The following is a 25071-nucleotide window of genomic DNA, read 5'->3' as shown; positions in this document are numbered from 1 at the left end:
TGGCACGGTGCTGGACATGGTTGTTATGAGTGGGCGTCACATACGATCCCGCTCGGTCCTGCACGCGGTGGTTGTTCCCAACGGCCGTCTGCGGTTCTTGCTGTCAAGCCACGATGGAGATGTCTCGCAGCCCGCCGCGACACAGAGCCTTGAGGCGGGTATGAGACCAGGTGGGGCCGCGGTGGGCGGCAGGGGAGCGCCCAGGGTCGGCAGTGCGGCGGATCGTACAGGGACGGCTCCGCCCGGGGCCAGCCCTGAGGGCAGTCCCGGGCGCCGATGGGTCACTCGGCGCGGGCAGGCGAACCGGCAGGGGGCGACGCGTCGGGCGCCGTGCCGGTTCGCCGTGGTCACGGTTCAGAGCCAGCGCTGTCCGGCGCTGCCGGTCTCGTCCCACTGGATGGCGTGGGCGCCGTCCTCGGTGCTGCTCGACCCGATCGCCAGGAACTTCGCGCTGTTGCCGTTGATGATGTGGTTGTGAGTGTCGAAGTACCAGCGCTGTCCGTCACTCCCGGTGTAGTCCCACTGAATGGCGTGGGCACCGTTCTCCATGCTGCTCGACCCGATCGCCAGCAACTTCCCGCTGTTGAAGTTGATGATGTGGTTGTCGTCGTCGGAGAACCACAGCTGTCCGTAGGTGTTGAGGCAGTGCCACTGGATGGCGTGGGCGCCGTCCTCGGTGCTGCTCGACCCGATCGCCAGGCACTTCCCGCTGGCCTCGTTGAGGAGCCGGTAGACAGTCGGCTCGTCGGTGGAGGCCAGGCCGCTCGCCCCGGCCCGCGAGGACTCGCGGGACTTCGACACCATGTTCACCATGCGCTCGAACTTCTCCGGAGCGCGGCTCTTCAGGTCCGCCATCTCGGTCGGCGTGAGGCGCTGGACCGTCGCGCCGGGGTCCTTCTGCGGAGTCGGCAGGGAAGACGCCGTCGAGGCTCCGAAGGCCGGGGCGGTGGCCGTGGACAGCGCGACCACGGCCATGGCGACGAAAGTCTTGGCGATACGGGACATCTCTGCTCTTTCCGTGAGGTTGCCAGACGCCATCCACTCGCGACCGTCGGGCTCTCACTGGTCGTCTGATGCGTGCGCGCCGGTCCGTCCGGCGCTCGACACGTGAAGTCTTCGCACCTCGGGGCCGTTTCTCGACCTGATTCGGTCTGGACCGAACCCCGGCATTCCAGGAAGATCACCCAGGCTTGTGACGTACGGCGCCCGGGGGGGACCGCGTGTATCGCATTCACTTCACGATCGAGGATCTGGCACGCACACGAGTCGCCCAGGCCCCGCCACCGATGTGGGAACTGAGCGTCGCGGTGCGCCAGCTCCAGGACAGCGGCCAGTCGGTGAAGTTCGCCGGCTGGCGGCGGCGCGCTCTGGCCGGGATGCTGCCGCAGGCCCGCTTGGTCGTGGAGCTGACACCGCTCACCGGGTGGGTGCCCACCTTCTTGGCGCCGGCCGAACTCGGCAGCCCGCAGGAGATGCTGGAGCGGGTGCGTTCCACGCCCCGCGCGGAGATCCGCAGGAGCCTGGCCTCGGTGGCCGAGCGCCAGCCGCTCCCCTCGTGGACCCAGCACCTGGCCGACGACAACCGGCTGCTGCGAGAGTTCCTCATCGGCCTGGAGAACGTCCACGACCAACTGCTGGCTCCCTACTGGCAGCAGGTCACCACGCTCACCACGGCCGACCAGACAGCACGCATGCGGGAGTCGGCCGCCAGCGGCATGGAGCGCATGTTCGCCTCGCTCAACCCGCGCCGCATCCGCTGGAACCCGCCCGTGCTGGAGATAGCGATGGTCTCGGGCCGCGAGGGAGACCTCTACCTGGAGGGCCGGGGACTGCTGCTGGTGCCGTCGGTCTTCAGTTGCGATGCGCCGCTCATCGAGCCCCACGCCCAGCCCCAGCCGACCCTGACCTACCCGGCCGGACTCGCCCAGCAGTCCCGCGCCCTGGCCCTGTACTCCCCGTCCACCGAACACGCGTCGACCGCGGCGCGGTCGTCACTGGCCTCGGTCCTGGGCCGCACCCGCGCCGATGTCCTGCACACCATCGCGGAACACCCCGCCTGCTCCACCAAACAACTCGCCGCCCTCGTCGGCATCGCCCAGGCCAGCGCGAGCGAACATGCCACAAGTCTGCGTGAGGCCGGCCTGGTCCACACCGTGCGGCACCGCAACGCGGCTCTCCACAGCCCCACCAGCGTCGGCATCGCCCTGCTGAACGCCCCTCCCGGAGTCCCCAGCGGCTGACCCTCGGTGCGGCGGCCAAGCCGCCCCCGGCTCGACACCGCCCCCGGGCGAGGCCGTGGGGTACAGGATGCACTCGCCCGTGTCCAGCAGCCCCGACCGAATGCTGTCGGCCGCTAGGCTGCCTGCATGGTTCGCGCGGTCGTGCTGGATGTGGGTGAGACGCTCATCCGCGATGATCGCGGGTGGGCTCTGTGGGCCGACTGGCTCGGGGTGCCACGGCACACGCTTTCGGCGCTCGTTGGCGCGGTCGTCGCCCAAGGACGCGACAACGCCGACGCGCTGCGCCTGATCCGGCCCGGCATCGACATCCCGGCCGAGCGGGCGGCCATGGCGGCTGCCGGCATCGAAGAACACCTTGAGGAATCGGACCTCTATCCCGACGTACGCCCCGCGCTCGCCGCCCTGCGAGCGACCGGGACACGCGTCTGCGTCGCCGGAAACCAGACCCGGCGGGCGGGCGCGATGCTCCGAGCGCTGGGCCTGCCGGTGGATGCGATCGCCACGTCGGGCGAGTGGGGCGTGGCCAAGCCGGATCCCCGGTTCTTCGCCCGGGTGCTCGACCTCGCGCAGGCGGAACCACACGAGGTCGTGTACGTGGGCGACCACCCCGCCAACGACGTGGCACCGGCGCGAGCCGCCGGCCTCCGCACCGCCCACCTGCGCCGCGGCCCGTGGGGGCATCTGTGGGCCGCATCGCCCGAATCGGCTTCCGCCGACTGGCACATCGAGTCGCTGCACGACCTGCCGGGGATCGTTGCCCCGTAAGTGGGTACGCCCCTACGCCCCCGCCCGTCGAAGTATCCGCTGTTCACCTGTTGTGCTGTCGGACTCGGGAGCGGAATCGTACGCTGGCATCCCGCCACACCACGCTGGGGGCTTGATGGAGCACGTGGGACAGCGCATCCGCGAGGTGCGTAAGATCCGCCGCCTGACCGTTCGTCAGCTCGCTGACCGGTGCGCGATCTCGGTGAGCCTGCTGGAGAAGTACGAGAGGGGTGACCGCAACCCTGCGCCGGGCACCCTTGCCCGCCTGGCGCGCGCACTCAAGGTCGGTCCGGAGCGCCTGACTGGACAGCCCTATATGAACGGGGCCGAAACAGACGACCAGGTGCAGGCCATAATCCCGGACCTGCGCAGGATCATGCTGACCTACGACTCCCCGGACGACCTGACCACGGCGCCGCGACCACTGCCCGTGCTGGAAGCGGAAGCGGAGCAGGTGGCTCGGATGCGCCAGGACGGCCGTTATGTGCCCATGGGGCCGCTGCTGCCCGGGCTGCTGGCCGAGCTGACGCACGTGGCGCTGGCTGCCCGGGGTCAGGAGCAGAAGCGGGCGTACTGGTGGCTGGCCCGTGCTTACCGAGCCAGCAACTCCTTGGCGCACAAGTTGGGTTACCACGACTTGTCGATGACGGCGATCGAACGGGTGCAGTGGGCGGCGGATCGGTCCGGCGACCCGTTGATGCAGGTGACTGCCACGTACCTCAAGGCCGGTGCGATGATCCGGACCGGGTCCTACAGCTCCGCACGCCGTGTGCTGGAAGCACTGGAAGCCGAGCTGACCAGGCTGGCCCCGGAGGAGTCGCTCACGGATCCGGCTCTGGCGGTCCAGGGCGCGGTGCTGCTCAAACTCGCGATCCTGGAAGCCCGGGACGGACAACCGGGACGGGCGGCACAGCGACTGGACGAAGCGCGAGCCGCGGCGGTCTTCATGGGGGGCCGCGACAGTGACCACTACGAGATGTCGTTCGGCCCGACGAATGTGCGCATCCATGAGATCGCGGCTCTCATCGACACCGGGGACACCGAACAGGCCCTCGCCCGGCTCCGGGAGTGGGGCGAAGACCAGGGCCGCGACGAGTGGGAACTCCCCGAAGGGCTCGCTGCCGAGCGTGCATCCCACCATCACATCGACGTGGCCAACGCCCGCCTGACCGAGGGTGACCGGCGCGGTGCCTTCCGCTCGCTGGTCCGCGCACGGGAGCTGTCACCGAACCACGTCCGGTTCCATCCGACAGTACGCGCGTCGGCAGCGACGCTGGTGCGGCTGGATCGGGCGCAGGACGACACGATCTCGGGGTTCGCCCGGTGGGCTGGCGCCTGATGGCTTGTCAAGCGATTGCCGGAGATTGACTCCGCACATTTTGTGCGGGCACAGAGACTACAAAGCGGCACGATCTCCTCACCAACAGCAACAAGTGAGGGGATCGTGTCATGTCTGCCACTGCCGCCCGCGCCTGGCTTGCATTAGCCGACGACGACCCAGAACACGCCGAACGCTGGTGGGACTCCATCGGCTATACCCTCCTGCCAACCGGCCGCCGATGGGACGCGATTCGACTTCCCAGCGCTGTCGGCCGCCACGCCCTCAAAGCCGGAATCCCAGGCCCCGCGTTCATCACCCCTGATGACGACCATCTCTGCGCGCTGGTACCCGTCGGCGCCTCCCGCACCTGGTCGTACCCCGGTAGCGAATGCCTCGGTGACGGCACGTACCTGTCCGTTCCGTCTCCCGACCATGTCGCCGACGACGGCCGCCCGTACTGGGTGCAGCCCCCGCGCGGCAGCGGCCAGCTCATCGATCCGGCGAAGCTGGCCGCCGCCCTTGCCCAGATGGAGGCTGAACCTCCCGGGGGCCGCCCAGTAAGCGTCGACTGGAAACCACCCCTCGGGCTGGAGCCGCGGTTGCGGAAGGCGGGGGACGGGTGGAAGGCGGTGCGGGTGCCGGTGGAGATCGGTGAGCGGGTGCTGATCCTGCTCGGTGACGACAACGGCGCGGTGGTCCAGGACCAGAGCATGTACTGGTTCGTCCCCGCGGAGACGGCACCGCGCCCCGCCCTGGACCGACTGATCCTGCTGCCCCGCCGCCCGGAGGAGGCCGCGTACGTGTGCATGCCGCCGGTGCACTGGAACCGAGGCCCGGGATTCCACTGGCGGATGCCGGCCGACCGCGGCCTCACCCCCGGCGACCTGCTGTTCGTCGCCGCGCGCATCGCCCTCAACACCAGTCCGATCGACCCGGGGGAGGCGTCCCGGTGACCACCACGCGTATGCGGTACGTCGAGATGCGCCTGGGACCGGAGCCCATGGCCGAGCCGTACATCATCGAGGTCCACTGCACCTCCTGCGAGGCCGCCTCCACCCCCGCCCCCGAACAGGTCCCGGGCGAACAGCGCGACAAGGCCGAGGAGTGGGCGCTGGCGCACACCGGCAAGGCGGACGCGGAAGGGCGGCACCACACCGGCTACCGGGTCACGGTGACGATGTTCTGGCGGGTCACCCCCAGCGAGGACATCGACCCGCCGGCGGCTGCCCGTGGTCGGGGCTGACCGGCAGGCCCTGCCGCTACCTGGCCCCCCGTGCCAGGCAGCGGCCGCGCCCACCGCTCGGTTACACACGGCCGGGCGGGGGAACAACACGGTCGTGTCAAGGAGGCGACCATGGGAGCAGGCCCGATAGATGAGCACCGACGACGAGCTGTCGTCCCTGGACCGGGTGCGGGAGGCGGTTCAGGCCGACTGGGATCCCCTGGCCCGTCAGTGCGACTGCGGGGCGGAGCTGGTTCTGGTGGTCTCCGAGGACAAGGCGTCCGCCCCGCCGATCATCAGGGTACGTGGGGTCTGTCCCGAGGGCCGGCACCATTCGGTCCCCTCGCAAACGGGACCTGCGCCATCCCCGGATGCAATGGGCAGACCATCCGGTACGGCGACTACTTCAAGTGCGCCACCTGCGGAAACATCCAGTAGCGGGTAGAGCGTTCAGCCATCGGCCTTTCGTTGGGCGTCCACCACGCGGTTGAGCCGGTCCATGCGGGTGGCCAGGGTCATCCGGCCCTCCAGGCGGAACGCCGGGGGGCGGCGGCCGTCGACGTCGGTGAAGCCGTGTTCGGCGGCCAGGTCACCGGTGGTCAGCACGGAGCCGGAGCGCTCCTTGAGCTTGGGGTCGGTGAGCAGGGCGCAGATGGCCCGGCCCACGTACTCGGGTGAGTGGACCACCGACGCGGGGCCGTCGCCCAACGCCTCCCAGGCCGCCTCCACGCGCTCGGTGCGGACGAAGCCGGGGTGCAGGGAGACCGCGGTGATGTCCTTCTTGCGCAGGTCGTAGGCGAAACCCTTGGCCATCCGGTCGGAGGCCGACTTGAAGACGTCGTACGCCACCTGCCCGAGGTAGATGTCGCCGTCGGAGAAGCTGATGCCCACGATCAGGCCCTTGTCCTGGGCGAGCATCAGCGGGACCAGCCGCCGGGTGACGTCGTACTGGGCGCGCAGCGAGGCCTCCATGAGGTCGTAGCGCCAGGTCGGCTGGTCCCAGAAGGGGGCGTCGAAGCGGACCTCGGCGGAGCGTTCGTAGCCCGCCCAGGCGTTGTTGACCAGCAGGTCCAGCTTTCCGTGGTCGGCCTGCAGCCGCTCCAGGAGGGCGGCGTTGTCCTCGGGGGCGTGGTGGTCGCAGTGGATCGCGACGCCCTTGCCGCCGCGTGCGGTGACCTCGTCCGCGGTGTCGTCCACGGTGCCCGGCAGGCCCTCGGTGCGGGCGCCGTCCCGGGTGCTGCGGCCGGTGACGTACACCGTGGCGCCGGCCTCGCCGAGGGCCAGCGCGATACCGCGCCCCACGCCGCGGCTGGCACCGGTGACCACGGCGACGGTTCCGCCCAGGTCCGGGGGTGTCCAGTCCTCGTTCACTTTGCGGTCCTCTCGATCAGGTCGGGGATCTCAGCTCAGGTGCGCCGAGGCGTACTCCAGGCTGCGCAGATAGGCCGTCGCGTCATCCACCAGCGGGACGCCGAAGCGGGTGCGCAGCTCGGGCATGGAGCTGGGCAGGACGCCGCCGGAGCAGCGGGTGACCTCGCTGACGTCGCGGAGTACGGCCACGTAGTTGCGGACCATGGGGCGCAGCCCGGCCAGTTGTTCGGCGGTCAGCGTGTCCGGGTCGACGACCGGCGGGATGGTCAGGTCGCGGCCGAGGTAGGCGGCGTGCTTGGCCAGCACCCGCAGGGAGGCGTCCATGTCCATCGCCTCCGCCCCGTAGGTCACCCAGAACTCGCCCTCGCTGACGTCCTGTTCGATGGCCCGCAGAACGGCCTTGGAGAGCAGGTCCTGCGGTACGAAGTCCATCCGGATGCCCGCGTGCGCGGGGAGGAAGGGGGCGCGGCCCCGGCAGATCCAGTCGGACATCAGCTGCACGATCTGGCCCTTGGAGGTCCAGCCGGTGGCGGAGTCGCCGACGAGGTTGGTGGGGCGGAAGACGGTGTGCGGGATGCCGCTGTCCCGCAGCAGTCGCTCGGCCTCCCACTTGGAGCTGATGTAGTTGCGGCACATGTTGCCCTCGCTCAGGGCGACCGGGGCGGTCTCGGCGAGGGCGGCGACGAAGGCGGTGCTCATGAAGTGCACGGTCGCCCCGGCGTGCCGGGCGAACTCGATCACGCGCCGGGTGCCCTCGATGTTGATCGGCCGGTAGCGCTCGGCGGGCAGGCCCCATTCGGTGAGCCCGGCGGAGTGGATGACGGCGTCCACCTCGCCCGCGAGCGCCGTGTACTCCTCCTTCTCCAGGCCGAGGCGGTCGGCGGTCAGGTCGCACCGGATCCGCCGTCCGTCCGCCTCGGGTGCCGGTGCGCTGTGGGTGGCGGCCAGGAGGCGCAGTGCGGTGGGTTCGCGGAGGATGGAGCGGCCCACCACTCCGGAGGCGCCGGTCAGCAGGACCGTACGGGGTCTGGGGGTGCCGGTCACGCGCGCGCTTCCTTCCACTCCATCAGCCGGGACACGGCCCGGGCGCCCACGTAGAGCAGTGGTTCGGGCGGGAAGGGCGCGGGCTGCTTGCGGTGCTCGTCGTCGACGAAGAGCAGCCGGGAGTACTCGCTGTCCTTGCCGAGGACGAGGTCGCGGAGCACCTTGCCGCCGGTGTGGGTGGCGGCGATGCCATTGCCGCAGAAGCCGTAGCCGTAGTGGATGCCGCGGCCCAGCGTGCCGAAGTGCGGGGCGTAGTCGCGGACGATGTCGGCGGTGCCGCCGTAGGCGTAGCCGAAGGTGATGTCGCCCCACATGGGGAAGAACCGCAGGAACTCCCGGTGGATCTCCTGGTAGACCTTCGCGCGGTTCATGTTGCGCTGCCGGGTGTCGCCGCCGTAGTAGTACGGCGCGGGGCCGCCGGCGAACATCAGGCGGTTGTCCCGGGTGAGCCGGGCGCAGGTCAGGAAGGTCTTCGCCTCGACCATGCCCTCGCGGCCGGCCCAGGCCACCCGGTCCAGCTGCTCCTCGGTGAGGGGCTCGCTCATCAGCGCGTAGGTCCACACCGGCACGACCTTGTGGCGGAAGGGCCGGAAGGCGCGCATGTGGACGTTGGTGGCCAGCACCACCTTGTCGGCGGTGATCCGGCCGCCGGGGGTGACCACCGTGGTGCGTACGCCGGGTTCGACGCGGATGGCCGGGGTGTCGTCGTGGATGACGGTGCCCTGCTCCCTGACCACCCGGGCCAGGCCGCGGGCCAGCTTGAACGGGTTGACCAGGGCGCCGCCGGTGCGCATGGCCGCCAGCACGGCCGGCGAGCCGATGACCGACTGGGCCTCGTCCCGGGAGAGGATCTCCGGTGGGGCGGCGCCGCCGAGTCGGATGGCGAGCTCGCGGTCCTGCTCCAGGCGCCGCAGCTGCGCCCGGTCGGTGGCGACCATCAGGTAGTCGTTGGCCTCGTACTCGGCGTCGACCTTGTTGCGCCGGGTGAACCTGCCGATCTCCAGGATGGACCGGCCCACCGCCTGGGATGCCTCCAGGGCGCGCTGGGCGCCGAACTGCTCGACGAGGGCCTGGATGTCCTTTCCGATGGTGGGGGTGGCGAATCCGTCGGCACGACCGGAGGCTCCGTAACCGGAATAGTTCGCTTCCACTATCCGGATGTCGAGCGCCGGCTCCGCTTGTTTCAGGAAATACGCCGTCCACAGGCCGGTGTATCCGCCACCCACGATGCAGACATCGCATTCGACGGTGTCCCGGAGCGCGGGTTGCCGCTCAACGGTTTCGGTCTCCTGCCAGTAAACGACGTGCTTGTAGTCGTTCAATGATCGTTCCTCACACCGCTTCGAATACCATCCGCGACAGACCGAGGTGACGGTTCCGGAAATGGCCCACCGTCGCGTTGAGATACCTGTCGAAGTGGGCGTACGTCTCCTCGCCCACGCATTCCACCGCCGCCGCGCGCTGGGCGCGCAGCCGGTCCCGCCATTCCCGGCAGGTGCGGGCGTAGTGGTCCGCGTCGTTGCGCAGCGAGACCACGTCGAAGATCTTCTCGCTGGCCTCCAGGACCTCCGACAGGGCTGGAATCTCGGATTCCGGGAAGATCATTTCTATGATGAACAGCAGGTCGCGCACGGTCTGCTTGTCCATGCGGACGTTGTTGCCCTTGATGTTGGTCTGGAGTGCCAGCCGTCCGCCGGCCGGCAGCCAGGCGCGGCAGCGCTCGAAGAACTCCCGGTAGGCCGCGACACGCTCGGCCCGGCTCAGCCCCTGGCGGGCGAAGTGCTCGAAGGCGCCGATCGAGATGATGGCGTCATAGGGCTCCTCGGGCTGGTGGTCGAGCCAGTTCTCCACCCGCACCTCGGTGCCCGGCACCGCGCGCCGGGCCAGGCTCTCGGCCTGGCTGTCGCTGAGGGTGAGCCCCACCGCCCGCTGCACGCCGTGCTCCTGGACCAGGCGTCGCAGCAGGCTGCCCCAGCCGCAGCCGACGTCCAGGACGCGGCGGGCTCCGGCCGCCCGCGCCCCCTCGATCAGGTGGTCCAGCTTGCGCCGCTGGGCGGCCTCCAGGGTGTCGGCGGGGTCCTGGAGGTCCCACAGCGCGCAGGTGTAGGTGAGGTCGTCGTCCAGCCACAGGGCGTAGAAGTCGTTGGAGACGTCGTAGTGGTGGCGGATCGATTCAGCGGTGGCGCCCTGGTAGGCCGCCCCGCTCCGGGGGTCGGCGGTCGTGGCGCTCACGCGTCGATGCTGCCCAGCTTGGTGGCCTTGGCCAGCTCGACCAGGTCGCCCACCGTCTTCACGCCGGCGGCCTTGCTGGAGTCGAATTCGATACCGACCTCGTCCTCGATCGTGTAGACGATGTCGGCTATCTGAAGGCTCGACAGTCCGACCTCGTCAAAGGTCGTGTCGGCGCCGAGCTGGTAAGAAGAAGCCTTGCTGCCCAGCTTCTTCGCGATCAGCTGGCATACCTCTTCAGTGGTGATCATTTTCTTTCGGCCTCCTTGTCGCTTCAAGTGACAGCGGCCTGCTGAATGAGAAAAAGATGATCAAGAAAGTTTTCGCTCGACCATGCGGTACGGCAGGCCTCGCTATTCAGGCCGCAGCATCGTATGAAACGGGGGTGCTCCCCAAGAGGGAAACAGAGATCGACAGTTTCCTGCCAGCACCACGCAATGCTGGCAGGAAGCGGACGCGGCTGCTTTGCTGTACGCGTGTGCCACGACTGGTAAGTGTGTTGTGTGGCCCCAGTTTCAGGTGCCATCCGGGTTCTACCCAGTCGTGAGACGCACTGCTCGCCTTCGTTCGTTGACCGTTGGGAGATTCGTAAATGGCTGAGGTGCAACTCTCGGCGGGAACCATCGAGTACGAGGACACCGGAGGTGACGGGCCGGTCGTCGTGCTACTGCACGGGGTCGCCATGGACGGCTCGCTGTGGCGGCACGTGGTGGCCGCGCTGCGCGCCGACTTCCGGTGCGTGGTGCCGACCCTGCCGCTGGGCGGTCACCGCCGGCCCATGCGCCCCGACGCGGACCTGTCCATCCTCGGGGTGGCGCGACTGGTCGGCGAGTTCCTGGAGCGGCTGGACCTGAGGGACGTCACCTTGGTGATGAACGACTGGGGCGGCCCGCAGGCCCTGGTGGCGGACGGCCGCGACGAGCGGATCGGGCGCCTGGTGATCACTTCCTGCGAGGCCTTCGAGAACTTCCCGCCGGGGTTGCCCGGCAACAACCTGTACCTGTCGGCCAAGCTGCCCGGGGGCATCAACACCGCCTTCCGGCTGCTGAAGTTCAAGCCGATGCGGCGGATGCCGATGACCTGGGGGCGGATGTCCAAGCGGCCGGTGCCCCACGAGGTCATGGACCAGTGGTTCCGGCAGCTGTGGACCTCCAAGGAGATCCGCCGGGACCTGCGCAAGTACGTCCTGGGAGTGCCGGCCAGGAGCGAGCTGGACAACTGGGCGAAGCGGCTGGCCGACTTCGACCGCCCGGCGCTGGTCGTCTGGGCGGCCGAGGACAAGGTCATGCCGCCCGAGCACGGCCGCAGGCTGGCCGCGCTGCTGCCCCAAGGGCGGCACGTCGAGATCGCCGACAGCTACACCCTCATCCCCGAGGACCAACCGGAGCAACTGGCCGCAGCCATCCGGTCGTTCCTGCGGGAGGGAACCGCCAAACGGGCCTAGGACCCGCCCTCCGGGCCGGGTCGGGCCGGACCCGGCCTCGCGGCACCCGGAGGGCGAACCCTGGCAAGAACGGCCCCGGGGCGCGCGACCGCTCCGTACCGCCCCGGGGCCTGTGGCCCGAAGGACCGTGAAGGGAAGACATGCCTGACAGCGCGGACACTCCCCCGGGCAAGGCCGGGCGCAGCCCCAAGGCCCGCCGGGCCCGGAGCGGCTCCGGTGCCCGACCGCCGGCCCCGGCCTGGTGCGACAGCCTCGCCGGGCTGCCCGAGGCCGACCGCTACCCGGCCGCACTGGAGCTGGTGCGCGGCGAGACCGCCGGGCTGCTCGGCACCGACCCGGGCACGATCGACCCGGAGCGGGCCTACCGCGACTACGGCTACAACTCCCTGGCGGCGGTGGAGCTGACCAACCGGCTCCGCAAGGCCACCGGCCTGGAACTGCCCCTCACCCTGCTCTTCGACCACCCGACCCCGGCGGCGGTCGCGGAGGACCTGCTGGCCCGGGCGGGCTTCGAGCGGCCCGCGCCGCAGGCCGCCCCCAGCGCACCCCCGGCGGCGACCGAGGACCCCGAGGAGCCGATCGCGGTGGTCGGCATGGCCTGCCGCTACCCCGGTGGCGTCCGCTCCCCCGAGGACCTGTGGCAGGTGGTGGCCGAGGGCCGGGACGTGGTGGGCGCCTTCCCCCAGGACCGCGGCTGGGACCTGGAACGGCTCTACGACCCCGACCCCGACCGGCCCGGCAGCTGCTACACCCGGGCCGGCGGATTCCTGGACGGAGCCACCGAGTTCGACGCCGGCTTCTTCGGCATCGCCCGCCGCGAGGCACTGGCCATGGACCCGCAGCAGCGGCTGCTCCTCCAGACCGTGTGGGAGGCCCTGGAGGACGCCGGCATCGACCCGGGGGCGCTGCGGAAGAGCCCCACGGGTGTCTATGTGGGCACCGGCGGCCAGGACTACGAGCAGATCGCCCAGGCCGGCTCCACCGAGCTGGAGGGCTACTGGGGCATCGGCTCGGCGGCCAGCGTGCTGTCCGGCCGGGTCGCCTACGTCTACGGCTTCGAGGGCCCCGCGCTCTCGGTGGACACCGCCTGCTCCTCCTCGCTGGTCGCGCTCCACCTGGCGGTCCAGAGCCTGCGCCGCGGCGAGTCCACCCTGGCCCTGGCCGGCGGCGTGACGGTGATGTCCACCCCCCGGGTGTTCACCGAGTTCAGCCGGCAGCGGGCGCTGTCCCCGGACGGCCGCTGCAAGTCCTTCGCCCGCGCCGCCGACGGCACCGGCTGGTCCGAGGGCGTCGGCGTCCTGGTCCTGGAACGCCTCTGCGACGCCCGCCGCAACGGCCACCAGGTCCTCGCGCTGGTCCGCGGCAGCGCCGTCAACCAGGACGGCGCCAGCAACGGCCTGACCGCCCCCAACGGCCCCGCCCAGGAACGCGTCATCACCGCCGCCCTCCGGGACGCCGGGCTCACCCCCGGAGAGGTGGACGCGGTCGAGGGCCACGGCACCGGCACCACCCTCGGCGACCCCATCGAGATCGACGCCCTGGCGGCGGCGTACGGACCGGACCGCGAGGCGCACCGGCCGCTGCGGCTGGGATCGCTGAAGTCCAACATGGGCCACGCGCAGGCCGCCGCCGGGGTGGGCGGTGTGATCAAGATGGTGGAGGCGCTGCGCCACGGCACCCTCCCGCGCACCCTCCACGTGGACCGGCCCACCGACAAGGCCGACTGGGGAGCCGGCACGGTGGCGCTGCTCACCGAGCCCGCCGACTGGCCGCGCGGCGAGCGGGTCCGCCGGGCCGGCGTCTCCGCCTTCGGCGTGGGCGGCACCAACGCCCATGTGCTGCTGGAGGAGGCACCGGCCGAAGAGCCGGAGGTCGGCGGGGAGCCGGCCGGCCCGGTGCCCTGGGTGCTCTCCGCCGCCTCCCCCGAGGCCCTGCGGGAGCAGGCGCGGCGGCTGCACGCCCATCTGGCGGACCCCGCGCGCGCCGACGCCTGTCCGGGCCGGATCGGCCGGACGCTGGCGCTGGGCCGGGCCCGCTTCGACCACCGGGCGGTGGTGGTCGGCGAGGACCGTACCGAACTGCTCGCCGGTCTCGCCGCGCTCGCCCGGGGCGAGGAGGGCGCCGCGGAGGAGGGCGGCTACCTGGCCCGGGGGACGGCCCGCACCGGCCGCACCGCCTTCGTCTTCCCCGGCCAGGGCTCCCAGTGGCTCGGCATGGGCCGCGAACTGGCCGCCGCCCACCCGGTCTTCGCCAAGGAGCTGCGCGCCTGCGCCGAGGCGCTGGCCCCGCATGTCGACTGGTCCCTGGAGGAGGTGCTGGCCGGCGCGCCCGGCGCGCCGCCGCTGGACCGGGTCGACGTGGTGCAGCCCGCCCTGTTCGCGGTGATGGTCTCGCTGGCCGCGCTCTGGCGCCACCACGGCGTCCACCCCGACGCGGTCCTGGGCCACTCGCAGGGCGAGATCGCCGCCGCCCACGTGGCGGGCGGGCTCTCGCTGGCGGACGCCGCCCGGATCGTGGCGCTGCGCAGCCGGGCCATCGCCAGGATCGGCGGCCGGGGCGGGATGGTCTCGCTCACCGCCGGGCCCGAGCGGATCGCCCCGCTGCTGGAACGCTGGGCGGGCCGGATATCGGTGGCCGCGGTGAACGGGCCGTCCTCGATGATCGTCTCCGGCCCCGCCGAGGACCTCACCGAGCTGCTGGACGCCTGTACCGCCGAGGGGATCTGGGCCCGCCGGGTCAATGTCGACTACGCCTCCCACTCCGCCGAGGTCGACGCGCTGCGCGAGGAGTTGGCCGCCGCGCTGGCCCCGGTCAGGCCGCACAGCGGGCAGGTGCGCTTCCACTCCACGGTCACCGGCGGCGAGTTGGACACCGCCGAGCTGACCGCCGACTACTGGTTCCGCAACCTGCGGCAGACGGTGCTCTTCCAGGAGGCCGTCTCGGGGCTGATGGACGGCGGCACCACCGCCTTCCTGGAGATGAGCCCGCACCCGGTGCTCACCGTGGCGATCGGGCAGATCGCGGAGGCCCGGCCGCGGGGCGGCGCGGCGGCAGTCGGCTCGCTGCGCCGCGAGGACGGCGGCCCGCGCCGCTTCCTCGCCTCGCTCGGCCAGGCCCACGCGCACGGCGTGCCGGTGTCCTGGGAGGTACCCCTGGAGGGTTTCTCCGGGCAGGCGGGCCTGCCCGGACACCCGTTCCGTACCGAGCGGTTCTGGGCCGAACCCCGGGAGTCGGTGGGCGATCTGGCCGCCGCGGGGCTGCGGCCGGCCGGCCATCCGCTGCTGGCCGCGACCGTGCCGCTGCCCTCGGGGGCGCGGCTGTGCACCGGGCGGCTCTCGCTGCGCGGCCACCCCTGGCTGGCGGACCACGCGGTGTACGGCACGGTGCTGCTGCCCGGGACCGCGTTCGTGGACCTCGCGCTGTACGCCGCCGAGCCGGCCGGCCGCGCGGTGCTGGAGGAGCTGACCATCGAGGCGCCGCTGGTGGTCCCGGAGCGGGGCGCGGTCGACCTCCAGGTGGCGGTCGGCGAGCCGGACCCGGCGGGGGTGCGGACCGTACGGATCCACTCCCGGCCCGCCGGGGCCGAGGACGGGGACGCCTGGACCCGGCACGCGGCGGGCACCGTGGCGGTGGCCGAGGCGGAGGGCGCCGAGCCCGCCGCCCCGGCCTGGCCGCCGCCCGGAGCCGTCCCGCTGGACGTGGACGGCCTCTACGACCGGCTGGCGGACCGGGGCTTCGGCTACGGACCGGCCTTCCAGGGGCTGAGTGCCGCCTGGCGGCTCGGCGAGACCGTGTACGCCGAGGTGGCCCCGCTCACCGAGGAGTCGGCCGCGGACGGCGCGCGCTACGGGATCCACCCGGCGCTGCTGGACGCCGCCTTCCACGCCCAGCTGACCCGACTGGCCGAGCAGGCCGAAGGGGCGTCGGCCTGGCTGCCGTTCGCCTGGTCGGGGGTGCGGATCGCCGCGCCCGGGGCCGCGGGTCCGCTCCGGGTGGTGCTGGAGCCGCTGGGCGAGGGGGCGGTCCGGATGGCCGCCACCGACCGCTTCGGCGCCCCGGTGGCCTCGGTGGCCTCGGTGGTGGCCCGGCCGGTCCCGGCCGAGCGCCTGGCGGCCGCCGCGGGCACCGCCGAGAACGCGCTGTTCCGCCTCGACTGGGTGAGCGCCCCGGCGGCGGACGAGCCGACACCCTCCCGGCGCCTGGCGGTGCTGGGCGACGCGCCGTGGGAGCTGCCCGGCGCCATCGAGCACCACGCCTCCCCGGCCGCACTGGCCGCCTCGGTGGCCGCGGGCGCCGCCGTCCCGGACACGGTGCCGGCCCCGGTGGCCGCGGGCACCCCCGCCCCCGACACCATGCCGGCCCCGGTGGCCGCCATCGAGCACCACGCCTCCCCGGCCGCACTGGCCGCCTCGGTAGCCGCGGGCGCCGCCGTCCCGGACACGGTGCTGGTCCCGGTGGCCGCCCCGGTCGCGGCCACGCCCGAGGCGGTCCGCGCCCTCGCCCACCAGGCCCTGGGCCTGCTCCAGGAGTGGCTGGCCGAGGAGCGGCTGGCCGGTACGGAGCTGGTGTTCGCCACCCGCGGGGCGGTGCGCACCGGCCCGCGGGACACCCCGGAGCCGGGCCTGGCCCCGCTGTGGGGGCTGGTGCGTACCGCCCAGTCCGAGCACCCCGGCCGGTTCCGGCTCCTCGACCTGGACGGCACCGCCGACTCCGCGCGCGCCCTGCCGGCCGCCCTGGCCACCGGCGAGCCGCAGCTGGCCCTCCGGGCCGGAGAACTCCTCGTCCCCCGACTGGCCCGGACGACCGGGGAGTCGGGCGGCGGGCCGATGGACTTCGACCGGGCGGGTACGGTCCTGATCACCGGCGGCACCGGAGGGCTCGGCGCGCACCTGGCGCGGCACCTGGCCGCCGTCCACGGGGCCCGGCACCTGCTGCTGCTCAGCCGGCGCGGCCCGGCCGCCCCGGGCGCGGCGGAGCTGGAGCGCGAACTGACCGCGCTGGGCGCCCGGGTGACGGTCGCCGCCTGCGACGCCGCCGACCGCGAGGCGCTCGCCGCGGTGCTGGCCGCCGTACCGGCCGACCGGCCGCTGACCGCCGTGCTGCATGCCGCCGGGGCGCTGGACGACGGCACGGTGGAGTCGTTGACCGGGGACCGTCTGGACGCCGTGCTGCGGCCCAAGGTGGACGCGGCGCTGCATCTGCACGAGCTGACCACCGGCACGGAGCTGGGCGCCTTCGTGCTGTTCTCGTCCATGGCGGGGGTCGCCGGAGGGGCCGGCCAGGGCAACTACGCGGCCGGGAACACCTTCCTGGACACCCTCGCCCAGTGGCGCCGGGACCGGGGACTGCCCGCGCTCTCCCTGGCCTGGGGGCTGTGGGAGGAGGAGAGCGGCATGACCGGGCACCTGGGCGGGTCCGGGGTCGCCGCGCTCGGCCGCTCCGGACTGGCCCCGATGTCCACCGCGCAGGGGCTGCGGCTGTTCGACGCGGTGCACGGCGCCCCGGAGGCGCTGCTGGTGCCGGCCCGGCTGTCGCTGCCCGCACTGCGCGCCCTGGCCCGGGAGGACGCCCTGCCCGCGGTGCTGCGATCACTGGTGCCCGCCCCGGTGCGGCGGCGCTCGGCCGCCGCGGGGGGCGAGCTGGCCGCGCGGCTGGCCGCCGCTCCCGAACACCGGCGCGCGGCCCTGGTGCTGGAGGTGGTCGCGGCCCAGGTCGCGGCCGTCCTCGGGCAGGACGGCGCGGCGGCGGTCGATCCCGAGCGCCCCTTCAAGGACCTGGGGCTGGACTCGCTGGGAGCGGTGCGGCTGCGCAACCGGCTCCAGCGGGCGACCGGGCTGACCCTGCCGTCCACGCTGGTCTTCGGCCACCCCTCGCCCGCCGCGCTCGCCACCCGGCTGCTCGCCCTGCTCGAACAGGGCGCACAGGCTCCACCCGCCGCCGACGGGCCGGCGACCGCCACCGCGTCCGGGAGCGGACCGGTGGCCGAGGGCACGGGGGCGCTGCGGGAGCGGGTCACCGCCGCCACCGGCGCCGAGGAGCTCTTCGCCATCATCGACAACGACCTGGGGGTGCGCTGAGCCGTGTCCGACACCCTGTCCGACCAGGACAAGCTGCTGGGCTACCTGCGGCGCGTCACCGCCGAACTCGCCGACGCCCGCGAGGAACTGGCCCGGCACACCGAGCCGATCGCCATCGTCGGCATGGGCTGCCGCTACCCCGGCGGCATCCACTCCCCCGATGACCTGTGGCAGGTGGTCGCGGACGGCGGGGACGTGGTGGGCGCCTTCCCCCAGGACCGCGGCTGGGACCTGGAACGGCTCTACGACCCCGACCCCGACCGGCCCGGCAGCTGCTACACCCGGGCCGGCGGATTCCTGGACGGAGCCACCGAGTTCGACGAGGAGTTCTTCGGCATCGGCCGCCGCGAGGCACTGGCCATGGACCCGCAGCAGCGGCTGCTCCTCCAGACCGTCTGGCAGGCGCTGGAGGACGCCGGCATCGACCCCGGGGCGCTGCGCGCCTCCCCCACCGGCGTCTTCGTGGGGACCACCGGGCAGGACTACGCCTGGCTGGCCCGCTCCGGCCCCGCCGACCTGGAGGGCTACTGGGGCATCGGCTCGGCCGGCAGCGTGCTGTCCGGACGGGTGAGTTACACCTACGGCTTCGAGGGCCCCGCGGTGACCGTGGACACCGCCTGCTCCTCCTCGCTGGTCGCGCTCCACCTGGCGGTGCAGGGGCTGCGCCGCGGCGAGTGCTCCCTGGCCCTGGCCGGGGGTGTGACGGTGATGTCCACCCCGGGCGTCTTCACGGAGTTCAGCCGGCAGCGGGCGCTCTCCCGCGACGGCCGCTGCAAGTCCTTCGCCCACGCCGCGGACGGCACCGGCTGGTCCGAGGGCGTCGGGGTCCTGGTCCTGGAACGCCTCTGCGACGCCCGCCGCAACGGCCACCAGGTCCTCGCGCTGGTCCGCGGCAGCGCCGTCAACCAGGACGGCGCCAGCAACGGCCTGACCGCCCCCAACGGCACCTCGCAGCAGCGGGTCATCACCGCGGCGCTCCGGGACGCCGGGCTCGCCCCCGGCGAGGTGGACGCGGTCGAGGGCCACGGCACCGGCACCACCCTCGGCGACCCCATCGAGATCGACGCCCTGGCGGCGGCGTACGGACCCGGGCACGGGGCGGAGCGTCCGCTGCGGCTGGGGGCGCTCAAGTCCAACCTCGGGCACACCCAGGCGGCGGCCGGGGTGGGCGGCGTGATCAAGATGGTGCAGGCGCTGCGCCACGGCATCCTCCCGCGCACCCTGCATGTGGACCGGCCCACCGACAAGGCCGACTGGGGCGGCGGGGCGGTGGCGCTGCTCACCGAGCCCGCCGACTGGCCGCGCGGCGAGCGGGTCCGCCGGGCCGGGGTCTCCGCCTTCGGGATCAGCGGCAGCAACGCCCATGTGGTGCTGGAGGAGGCACCGGCCGAAGAGCCCGCCACCGCGCGTCGGGAGTTCGGCGGCCCGGTGCCCTGGGTGCTCTCCGCCAAGTCCCCGGAGGCCCTGCGGGAGCACGCGCGGCGGCTCCACGCCCATCTGACGGACCCGGCGCACGCCACCGCGGCCCCGGACGGCATCGGGGCCGCGCTCGCGGTGACCCGGGCACGCCTGCGCCACCGGGCGGTGGTGGTCGGCGAGGACCGCGCCGAACTGCTCGCCGGACTGGCCTCGCTCGCCCGCGACGAGCCGGCGGCCGGCGTGGTACGGGGCACGGCCTCCCGCGCCGCCAGGACCGCCTTCCTCTTCTCCGGCCAGGGCTCCCAGCGTCCGGGGATGGGCGCGGAACTGTACCGGCGGTACCCGGCCTTCGCCGACGCCCTGGACGCCGTCTGCGCCGAACTGGACGCCCACCTGGACACCCCGCTGAAGAAGCTGCTGACCGCACCCCCGGAGAACGGGGACAGCGGGGACGGTGCCGGGGCGGGGCCGCTGGATCGGACGGGGTACACCCAGCCGGCGCTGTTCGCCCTGGAGACGGCGCTGTTCCGGCTGCTGGAGTCCTGGGGGCTGCGCCCCGACTTCCTGCTGGGGCACTCGGTCGGCGAGCTGGCCGCCGTGCACGCCGCCGGGGCGCTGTCCCTGCGCGACGCCGCGGCCCTGGTCGCCGCCCGCGGCCGGCTGATGGACGCGCTGCCCTCCGGCGGTGCGATGGTCGCGGTGGAGGCGGCCGAGGAGGAGGTACGGGACACCCTGCCGGGCACCGGAGCCCTCGCCCTCGCGGCGGTCAACGGGCCGCGCGCGGTGGTGGTCGCCGGGGCCGAGGGTGAACTGCTGGCGTGGGCCGGGCAGTGGCAGGGACGCGGTCGCCGCACCCGGCGGCTGCGGGTCAGCCACGCCTTCCACTCCCCCCTGATGCGGCCTGTCCTGACCGAACTGGCCGAGGTGGCCAGCGGTTTGGCCTTCGCCGCGCCGAGTGTCCCGGTCATCTCCAATGTGACGGGGGCGCCGCTGACCGCGGAGCAGCTGGGGGACCCGGCGTACTGGGCCCGCCACGCCGAGGCGCCGGTGCGCTTCCGGGACGGGGTGCGCCGGCTGGAGGCCGAGGGGGTGGCCGCGTACCTGGAGATCGGCCCGCACCCGGTGCTCCTCCCGATGGTCCGCGAGAGCCTGGCCGCCCCGGGCGCCGCGGTCCTGGTCCCCGGGTTGGAGGGGGGCAGGCCCGAGGCACGGACCCTGGTCACCTCGGTCGGCGAACTGCACGCCCACGGAGCGGCCGGCGGCGATCTGACGGCGCTGTTCGAGGAGGCGGCCGGGCGGCGGGCGGCCCGTGAACTGGCGCTGCCCGGCTACCCGTTCCGCCGCCGACGGCACTGGGTCGAGGGATCGGCCACCCCGGATCACAGAGCCGCCGAGGCGATATCCGGCGCCCCGAGGACGACAGCGGCGATACCCAGGGAGGGGACGTCCACCACCGAGCCCGCCCCCGACCGCCCGCGGGACGTGCTGGCCATGGTCCGCGGCCTGGCGGCGCTGGTCCTCGGGTACGAGGCCGACGAGCAGGTGGACGAGGACCGCACCCTGCTGGAGCTGGGCATCGACTCGATGGGCGCGGTCCGGTTGCAGCAGCGGCTGACCGCGGCCACCGGGCTGCAACTGCCGGCGACCCTGCTGATCGACCACCCCACCCCGGCCGCGATCGCCGCCCATCTGCGGTTGCTGCTCGGCGAGGAGGGCCCCAGGCACCCCGGCGGACACGAGGACCCCGCCACCGGGATCGCACCCCAGCCGTCGGCACGGGAGGGCACGTTCACCCCCCAGCACGTGGGCGGACACGAGGACGCCACCCCCACCGAAGCCGCACCCCAGCCGTCGGCACGGGTGGGCACGTTCACCCCCCGGGACCCCGGCGCACGCGACGGCGCCGCACCCGCACCCCAGCCGTCCCCCCGGGAGGGAACCCTCACCGGGCTGCTGCGGGCCGCGCATCGGCGGGGGGAGCTGGCCGGGGCGGTGCCCCTGCTGACCGGCGCCGCCGCCTACCGCCCGTCCTTCGCCTCCGCCGAGGAGCTGGCCGAGCCGCCGGAGTCGGTGCTGATCTGCGACGGGCCCGCCGAGCCCGCGATCGTCTGCCTGCCGTCCTTCCTGGCGGGGTCGGGCCCGCACCAGTTCGCCCGGTTCGCGGCGGGCTTCGCCACACGCCGCCTGGTGCGGGCGCTGACCCTGCCCGGCTTCGGCTCCTCGCCGCTGCTCCCGGCCGGTCCCGAGGCGGCCTTCGGGGCGCTGGCGGACGCCGCGCAGCGCGCCGCGGCCGGGGCTCCGGTGCTGCTGGTCGGCCACTCCATCGGCGGGGCGCTGGCGCACGCGGTGGCCGCCCGGTTGGAGCGGCGGGGGTATCCGGTCTCCGGGGTGGTCCTGCTCGACACCTTCGAGCCCGAACCCGCCCTGCGCGACCGGCTGTTCGCCTGGGCGATGGGCAGCGTGCTGGACCGCGACCACGCCCAGGTGGACGTCAACGAGGCGGGCGTGCTGGCGATGGGCGGCTATCTGCGGCTCTTCGAGGACTGGTCGGTGGACGCGCTCGGCACCCGCTCCCTGCTGCTGACCGCCAAGGAAGGCCCCGAGGAAGGCCCCGAGGAAGGCCCGGAGGGAGCCCTCACGGAACCCCGGGAGGCGGGCGGCTGGAGCCCGTGGCGCGCGGTGGACGCGGTCGTACCCGTCCCGGGCGGCCACTTCTCGCTCCTTGAGGAACACGCCGGGCACACCGCGCGGACGGTCGAGGAATGGCTGTGAGAGGAAACACCATGCAATCTGCCTTGGGCATAGTCGACTTCGGGAGTTACCTGCCCGAGAACGTCGTGGGGCCCGAGTTCTTCGCGGACGAGTCGGCGCCGGAGGATCCGCTCGCCCAGCTGCCGCTCTTCAAGATCCCGGCCACCCGCCACCACGTGGCCCGCGAGGACCGGGCCGCCGACATGATCGCGAAGGCGGCCCGCCCCCTCTTCGAGCGGCTGGGCCGGGATCCCGCCGAGAGCGTCGACGTACTGATCACCAATGTGCTGCTGCCCGACGAGTGCTTCACCGGCATCGGCGCCGAGGCGGCGGACCGCCTCGGCTGCGACCCCGAGTGGATCGTGGACCTGCACAACGGCGGCTGCGGCTCGTTCATGTACATGATGCGGCTGGCCGAGAAGATCATGGCCGACGGCTCGGCCCGTACCGCGCTGATCGCCAATGTGCAGAACACCGCGGGCCAGGTCTTCGCGCAGTCCGAGATCCGCAAGCTCCCGCACGCCGCGGTGCCGGGCGACGGCTGCGGGGTGGCCCTGCTGGAGCTCGGCGGCCCCTCCCCGCTGCTGGGGGTGACCACCCGCAGCACCCCGGCGTACGCCTACGACCTGGGGCTGGTCACCCCGGACAAGCGGAAGTACTGGGAGCCGGGCAGCGGCCAGATGGACATCCACTTCGACGAGTCCAAGACCACCGAGATCCTCCAGCGCGGCAACACGCTGGTGCCGGAGCTGGTCCAGGAGCTGTGCGAGCGGCTCGACCTGGACACCGAGGAGATCGACGTGCTGGTCACCAACCAGCCCAACCGGATCTTCCTGAAGAACTGGCGGGAGGCGCTGGACCTGCCCGAGGAGCGCCATCTGGACACCTTCGACCGCTTCGGCAACCTCTACGGGGCGGCCGTGCCGATCACCATGGACCAGGCGCTGCGCGCGGGCCGGGTGAAGGACGGCGACCTCGTGGTGATGTCCGGGTTCGCGCACGCCGGCGACTTCGCCTCGGCTGCGGCCGTCCGCTGGAACGGGAACCGCCGGTGAGCCCGGTGGAGGAGAGCTTCGACGTGGTGGTGGTCGGCGCCCGGGTGGCCGGCTCCTCGCTGGCCGCGCTGCTGGCCCGGCGCGGGGTGCGGGTGGCGGTGGTGGACCAGGCGGGCGCGCTGGGCGGCACCCTGTCCTCCAACATCCTCCAGGCCGACTCGCTGGCCTTCCTGGACCGGCTGGGCGCCACCGGGCGGCTGCGCGCGGCGGGCGTCACCCCGATGCGCCGGGTGGACATGCGGCTGGAGGACTTCCGGGTGCTGGCCGACTTCCCGCAGCGGCCGGGCGACATCGGCGGGGCGGCCTGCGTCCGCCGGCAGGTGCTGGACCCGGTGGTGCTGGAGGCCGCCGCGGAGGCGGGCGCCGCGGTGCGGCTCGGCACGAAGGTCACCGACCTGGTGCGGGAGAGGGGCCGGGCGGCGGGCGTACGGGTCCGGCACGAGGGGGCCGAACGGGTGCTGCGGGCGCGGCTGGTGGTGGGCGCGGACGGCCGCGGCTCCACGGTGGCTGCGCTGACCGGCGCCCGCTCGTACCACCTGACCACCGGGGAACGCCGCTACTACTGGACCTACTTCGAGGGCGCGCGGACCGGGGACGAGCCCACCTTCGTCTTCCACCGGTGGGGCGACCGGCACATGCTCGGCGGCCCCGCCGACAGCGGGCTGTACATCGTCGGGGTCTCCCCGCAGCAGCACGAGGTGGACTCCTTCCGCGCCGACCTGGAGGGCTCGATCACCGCCCACATCCAGGCCTGCGCGCCGATCGCCGCCGCGCTGGCCGACGCCCGGCGGGCCACCCGGATCTACGGCATCCAGCGGTTCCAGGGCTACTTCCGGGAGGCCCACGGGCCCGGCTGGCTGCTGGTCGGGGACGCCGGCCACTTCAAGGACCCGGCCGGCGGACGCGGCATCGGCGACGCCTTCCACCAGGCCGACCACCTCGCCCCCCGGATCGAGGCGGCGCTCGGCCGTCCGGCGGCGGAACTCGACCGGGTGGCCGCCGACTTCGGCCGCTGGCGGGACCGCCACTACGCCGAGTACTACGGCCTGGCCGCCGATCTGGGTGTGGCCGGGCCGATCGCCGCCGTGGTGCCGGAGACGGTCCGCAAGCTGCACGCCCGGGGCCGGATCGACTCGGTGCTGAACCTGCTGAGCCACCGCGCCTCGGTCCTGGAGGTGCTCACCCCGGCCCGGGTGCTGGGCGCCACCGGCCGGCTGCTGCTGCGCGGCGGCGCGGCCGGCGGGCGGCGGGCGCTGCTGGGCCAGGTGGGCGCGCTGGCGGCGGGCGAGGTGCGCCGCCGCAAGGCCATGTGGCGCCCGGTCTACGGGCCGCCGCCCGCGCCGCCCGCGCGCCGGGGCCCCGGGGCGCGGCAGGCCGCCGGGGTCGGCACCGAGCCGCGTACCGCGGACCGTACCGAAGGGGAGCTGAGCCGATGACCACCAGTACCGGGACGGACCGGGCCGCGGACACCGGGGGGCTGCTGCCCCCGGGGGTGTCGCTGGACTTCGAGCAGACCGTGCCGCGGGCCATCGCGCACCGCCGGCAGATCGGCGAGGTGTTCGTCGCGGACTCCGTCCAGCGGGGCGAGGACGACTTCCACCTCTCCTTCCAGGTGCCGCGGGCGCACAGCCTGTGGTCCGACCACCCGGCGGGCCACCATGACCCGTTCGCCTCCGCGGAGGCCGCGCGGCAGGCCATCTTCGTCCTGCTCCACCGCCATCTGGGGGTGCCGGTCGGGCTGCCCTTCAGCCTCCAGCGGATCACCTTCCGGGTGACGGAGCCGGCCGCGTACCGGGTCCGGGACGGCTGGCCGCTCCAGGGCTACCTGCACTACCGGGTGGCCGACCGCCGCAACCGGGGGTCCGACGTGGTCGGGATGGTCCTGAGGGGGGAGATGGAGATCGGCGGGCGGCCGGCGATGGAGCTCACCGCTGAGCTGGCCTTCATGTCCCAGCAGGACTACGACGTCTTCCGGGCCTTCCAGCGGGCGCAGAAGCCGGTGGCGACGGCCGCCAGGACACCGCACAGCCCGCTGGACGCGGCCCGGGTGGGCCGGCGGGACCCGGGCAACGTGGTGATCGGCGAGGCCCCCGGGGCGGCCGGCCCGCTGCTCGTCCCCGACCCCCGCCACCC

General features: G+C 73.4%; 15 protein-coding genes and 2 pseudogenes. 11 read left to right on the top strand and 6 right to left on the bottom strand.

The window, feature by feature from the left end:
• Positions 1–354: 354 nt before the first annotated feature.
• Positions 355–1005 (bottom strand): RICIN domain-containing protein, encoded by a 651-nt coding sequence (locus E4099_RS04865; protein ID WP_135337683.1) that lies wholly within the window; start codon positions 1003–1005, stop codon positions 355–357.
• 215 nt (positions 1006–1220) lie between these two features.
• Here E4099_RS04865 and E4099_RS34790 point away from each other — a divergent pair, with 215 nt between their 5' ends.
• From E4099_RS34790 to E4099_RS04840, 5 genes are all read left to right on the top strand, one after another.
• The gene (locus tag E4099_RS34790) at positions 1221–2240 is read left to right on the top strand and encodes a MarR family transcriptional regulator (RefSeq protein ID WP_280923481.1); all 1020 of its coding nucleotides are present in this window, start codon (positions 1221–1223) and stop codon (positions 2238–2240) included.
• 126 nt (positions 2241–2366) lie between these two features.
• The gene (locus E4099_RS04855; protein ID WP_135337682.1) at positions 2367–3005 is read left to right on the top strand and encodes an HAD family hydrolase; all 639 of its coding nucleotides are present in this window, start codon (positions 2367–2369) and stop codon (positions 3003–3005) included.
• A 115-nt stretch (positions 3006–3120) separates the two neighbouring features.
• Entirely contained in the window at positions 3121–4344 is a 1224-nt protein-coding gene (locus tag E4099_RS04850; RefSeq protein ID WP_245244603.1) for a helix-turn-helix domain-containing protein, read from the top strand.
• Positions 4345–4454: 110 nt separating this feature from the next.
• Positions 4455–5279, top strand: coding sequence for a hypothetical protein (locus E4099_RS33515; RefSeq protein ID WP_209446522.1), 825 nt, complete (start codon positions 4455–4457; stop codon positions 5277–5279).
• Positions 5276–5569, top strand: a complete 294-nt coding sequence (locus E4099_RS04840) for a DUF7848 domain-containing protein (protein ID WP_135337680.1) — start codon at positions 5276–5278, stop codon at positions 5567–5569. The genes E4099_RS33515 and E4099_RS04840 overlap by 4 nt, the downstream gene beginning before the upstream one ends.
• 429 nt (positions 5570–5998) lie before the next feature.
• Here the strand turns inward: E4099_RS04840 and E4099_RS04835 are convergent, their stop codons facing one another.
• Genes E4099_RS04835 through E4099_RS04815 form a run of 5 tightly spaced genes read right to left on the bottom strand, consistent with a single transcriptional unit; the run spans position 5999 to position 10443 of the window.
• The gene (locus E4099_RS04835) at positions 5999–6919 is read right to left on the bottom strand and encodes an SDR family NAD(P)-dependent oxidoreductase (RefSeq protein ID WP_135337679.1); all 921 of its coding nucleotides are present in this window, start codon (positions 6917–6919) and stop codon (positions 5999–6001) included.
• A gap of 30 nt (positions 6920–6949) precedes the next feature.
• A complete protein-coding gene (locus tag E4099_RS04830) occupies positions 6950–7963 on the bottom strand; it encodes an SDR family oxidoreductase (protein WP_135337678.1) in 1014 nt (337 codons plus the stop codon).
• Positions 7960–9285 (bottom strand): FAD-dependent oxidoreductase, encoded by a 1326-nt coding sequence (locus tag E4099_RS04825; protein WP_135337677.1) that lies wholly within the window; start codon positions 9283–9285, stop codon positions 7960–7962. Before E4099_RS04825 ends, E4099_RS04830 begins: the two co-directional genes overlap by 4 nt.
• Positions 9286–9295: 10 nt before the next feature.
• Positions 9296–10195, bottom strand: coding sequence for an SAM-dependent methyltransferase (locus E4099_RS04820; protein ID WP_135337676.1), 900 nt, complete (start codon positions 10193–10195; stop codon positions 9296–9298).
• Positions 10192–10443, bottom strand: a complete 252-nt coding sequence (locus E4099_RS04815; protein ID WP_135337675.1) for an acyl carrier protein — start codon at positions 10441–10443, stop codon at positions 10192–10194. The genes E4099_RS04820 and E4099_RS04815 overlap by 4 nt, the downstream gene beginning before the upstream one ends.
• Before the next feature lie 341 nt (positions 10444–10784).
• On the opposite strand from E4099_RS04815, the gene E4099_RS04810 reads away from it, so the two are divergent.
• From E4099_RS04810 to E4099_RS04785, 6 genes and pseudogenes are all read left to right on the top strand, one after another.
• The gene (locus E4099_RS04810) at positions 10785–11636 is read left to right on the top strand and encodes an alpha/beta fold hydrolase (protein WP_135337674.1); all 852 of its coding nucleotides are present in this window, start codon (positions 10785–10787) and stop codon (positions 11634–11636) included.
• 140 nt (positions 11637–11776) lie between these two features.
• A pseudogene (locus E4099_RS04805) lies at positions 11777–17713 on the top strand (type I polyketide synthase); the annotation flags it as partial.
• Between the two features lie 45 nt (positions 17714–17758).
• A pseudogene (locus E4099_RS04800) lies at positions 17759–21904 on the top strand (type I polyketide synthase); the annotation flags it as partial.
• 11 nt (positions 21905–21915) lie between these two features.
• Complete coding sequence (locus E4099_RS04795; protein WP_135337671.1) at positions 21916–22938, top strand: 3-oxoacyl-ACP synthase III family protein; 1023 nt, start codon at positions 21916–21918, stop codon at positions 22936–22938.
• Entirely contained in the window at positions 22935–24374 is a 1440-nt protein-coding gene (locus E4099_RS04790; protein WP_167828289.1) for an NAD(P)/FAD-dependent oxidoreductase, read from the top strand. Before E4099_RS04795 ends, E4099_RS04790 begins: the two co-directional genes overlap by 4 nt.
• Positions 24371–25071, top strand: a 701-nt coding sequence (locus E4099_RS04785; protein ID WP_280923480.1) for an AfsA-related hotdog domain-containing protein, incomplete at its 3' end; no start/stop codon positions are given. The genes E4099_RS04790 and E4099_RS04785, both read left to right, overlap by 4 nt.

The organism is Streptomyces palmae (assembly GCF_004684805.1).
Lineage (GTDB): Bacteria > Actinomycetota > Actinomycetes > Streptomycetales > Streptomycetaceae > Streptomyces > Streptomyces palmae.
The sequence above is the reverse complement of the archived record's forward strand: the minus strand, read 5'-3'. Positions and strand labels throughout refer to the sequence as shown.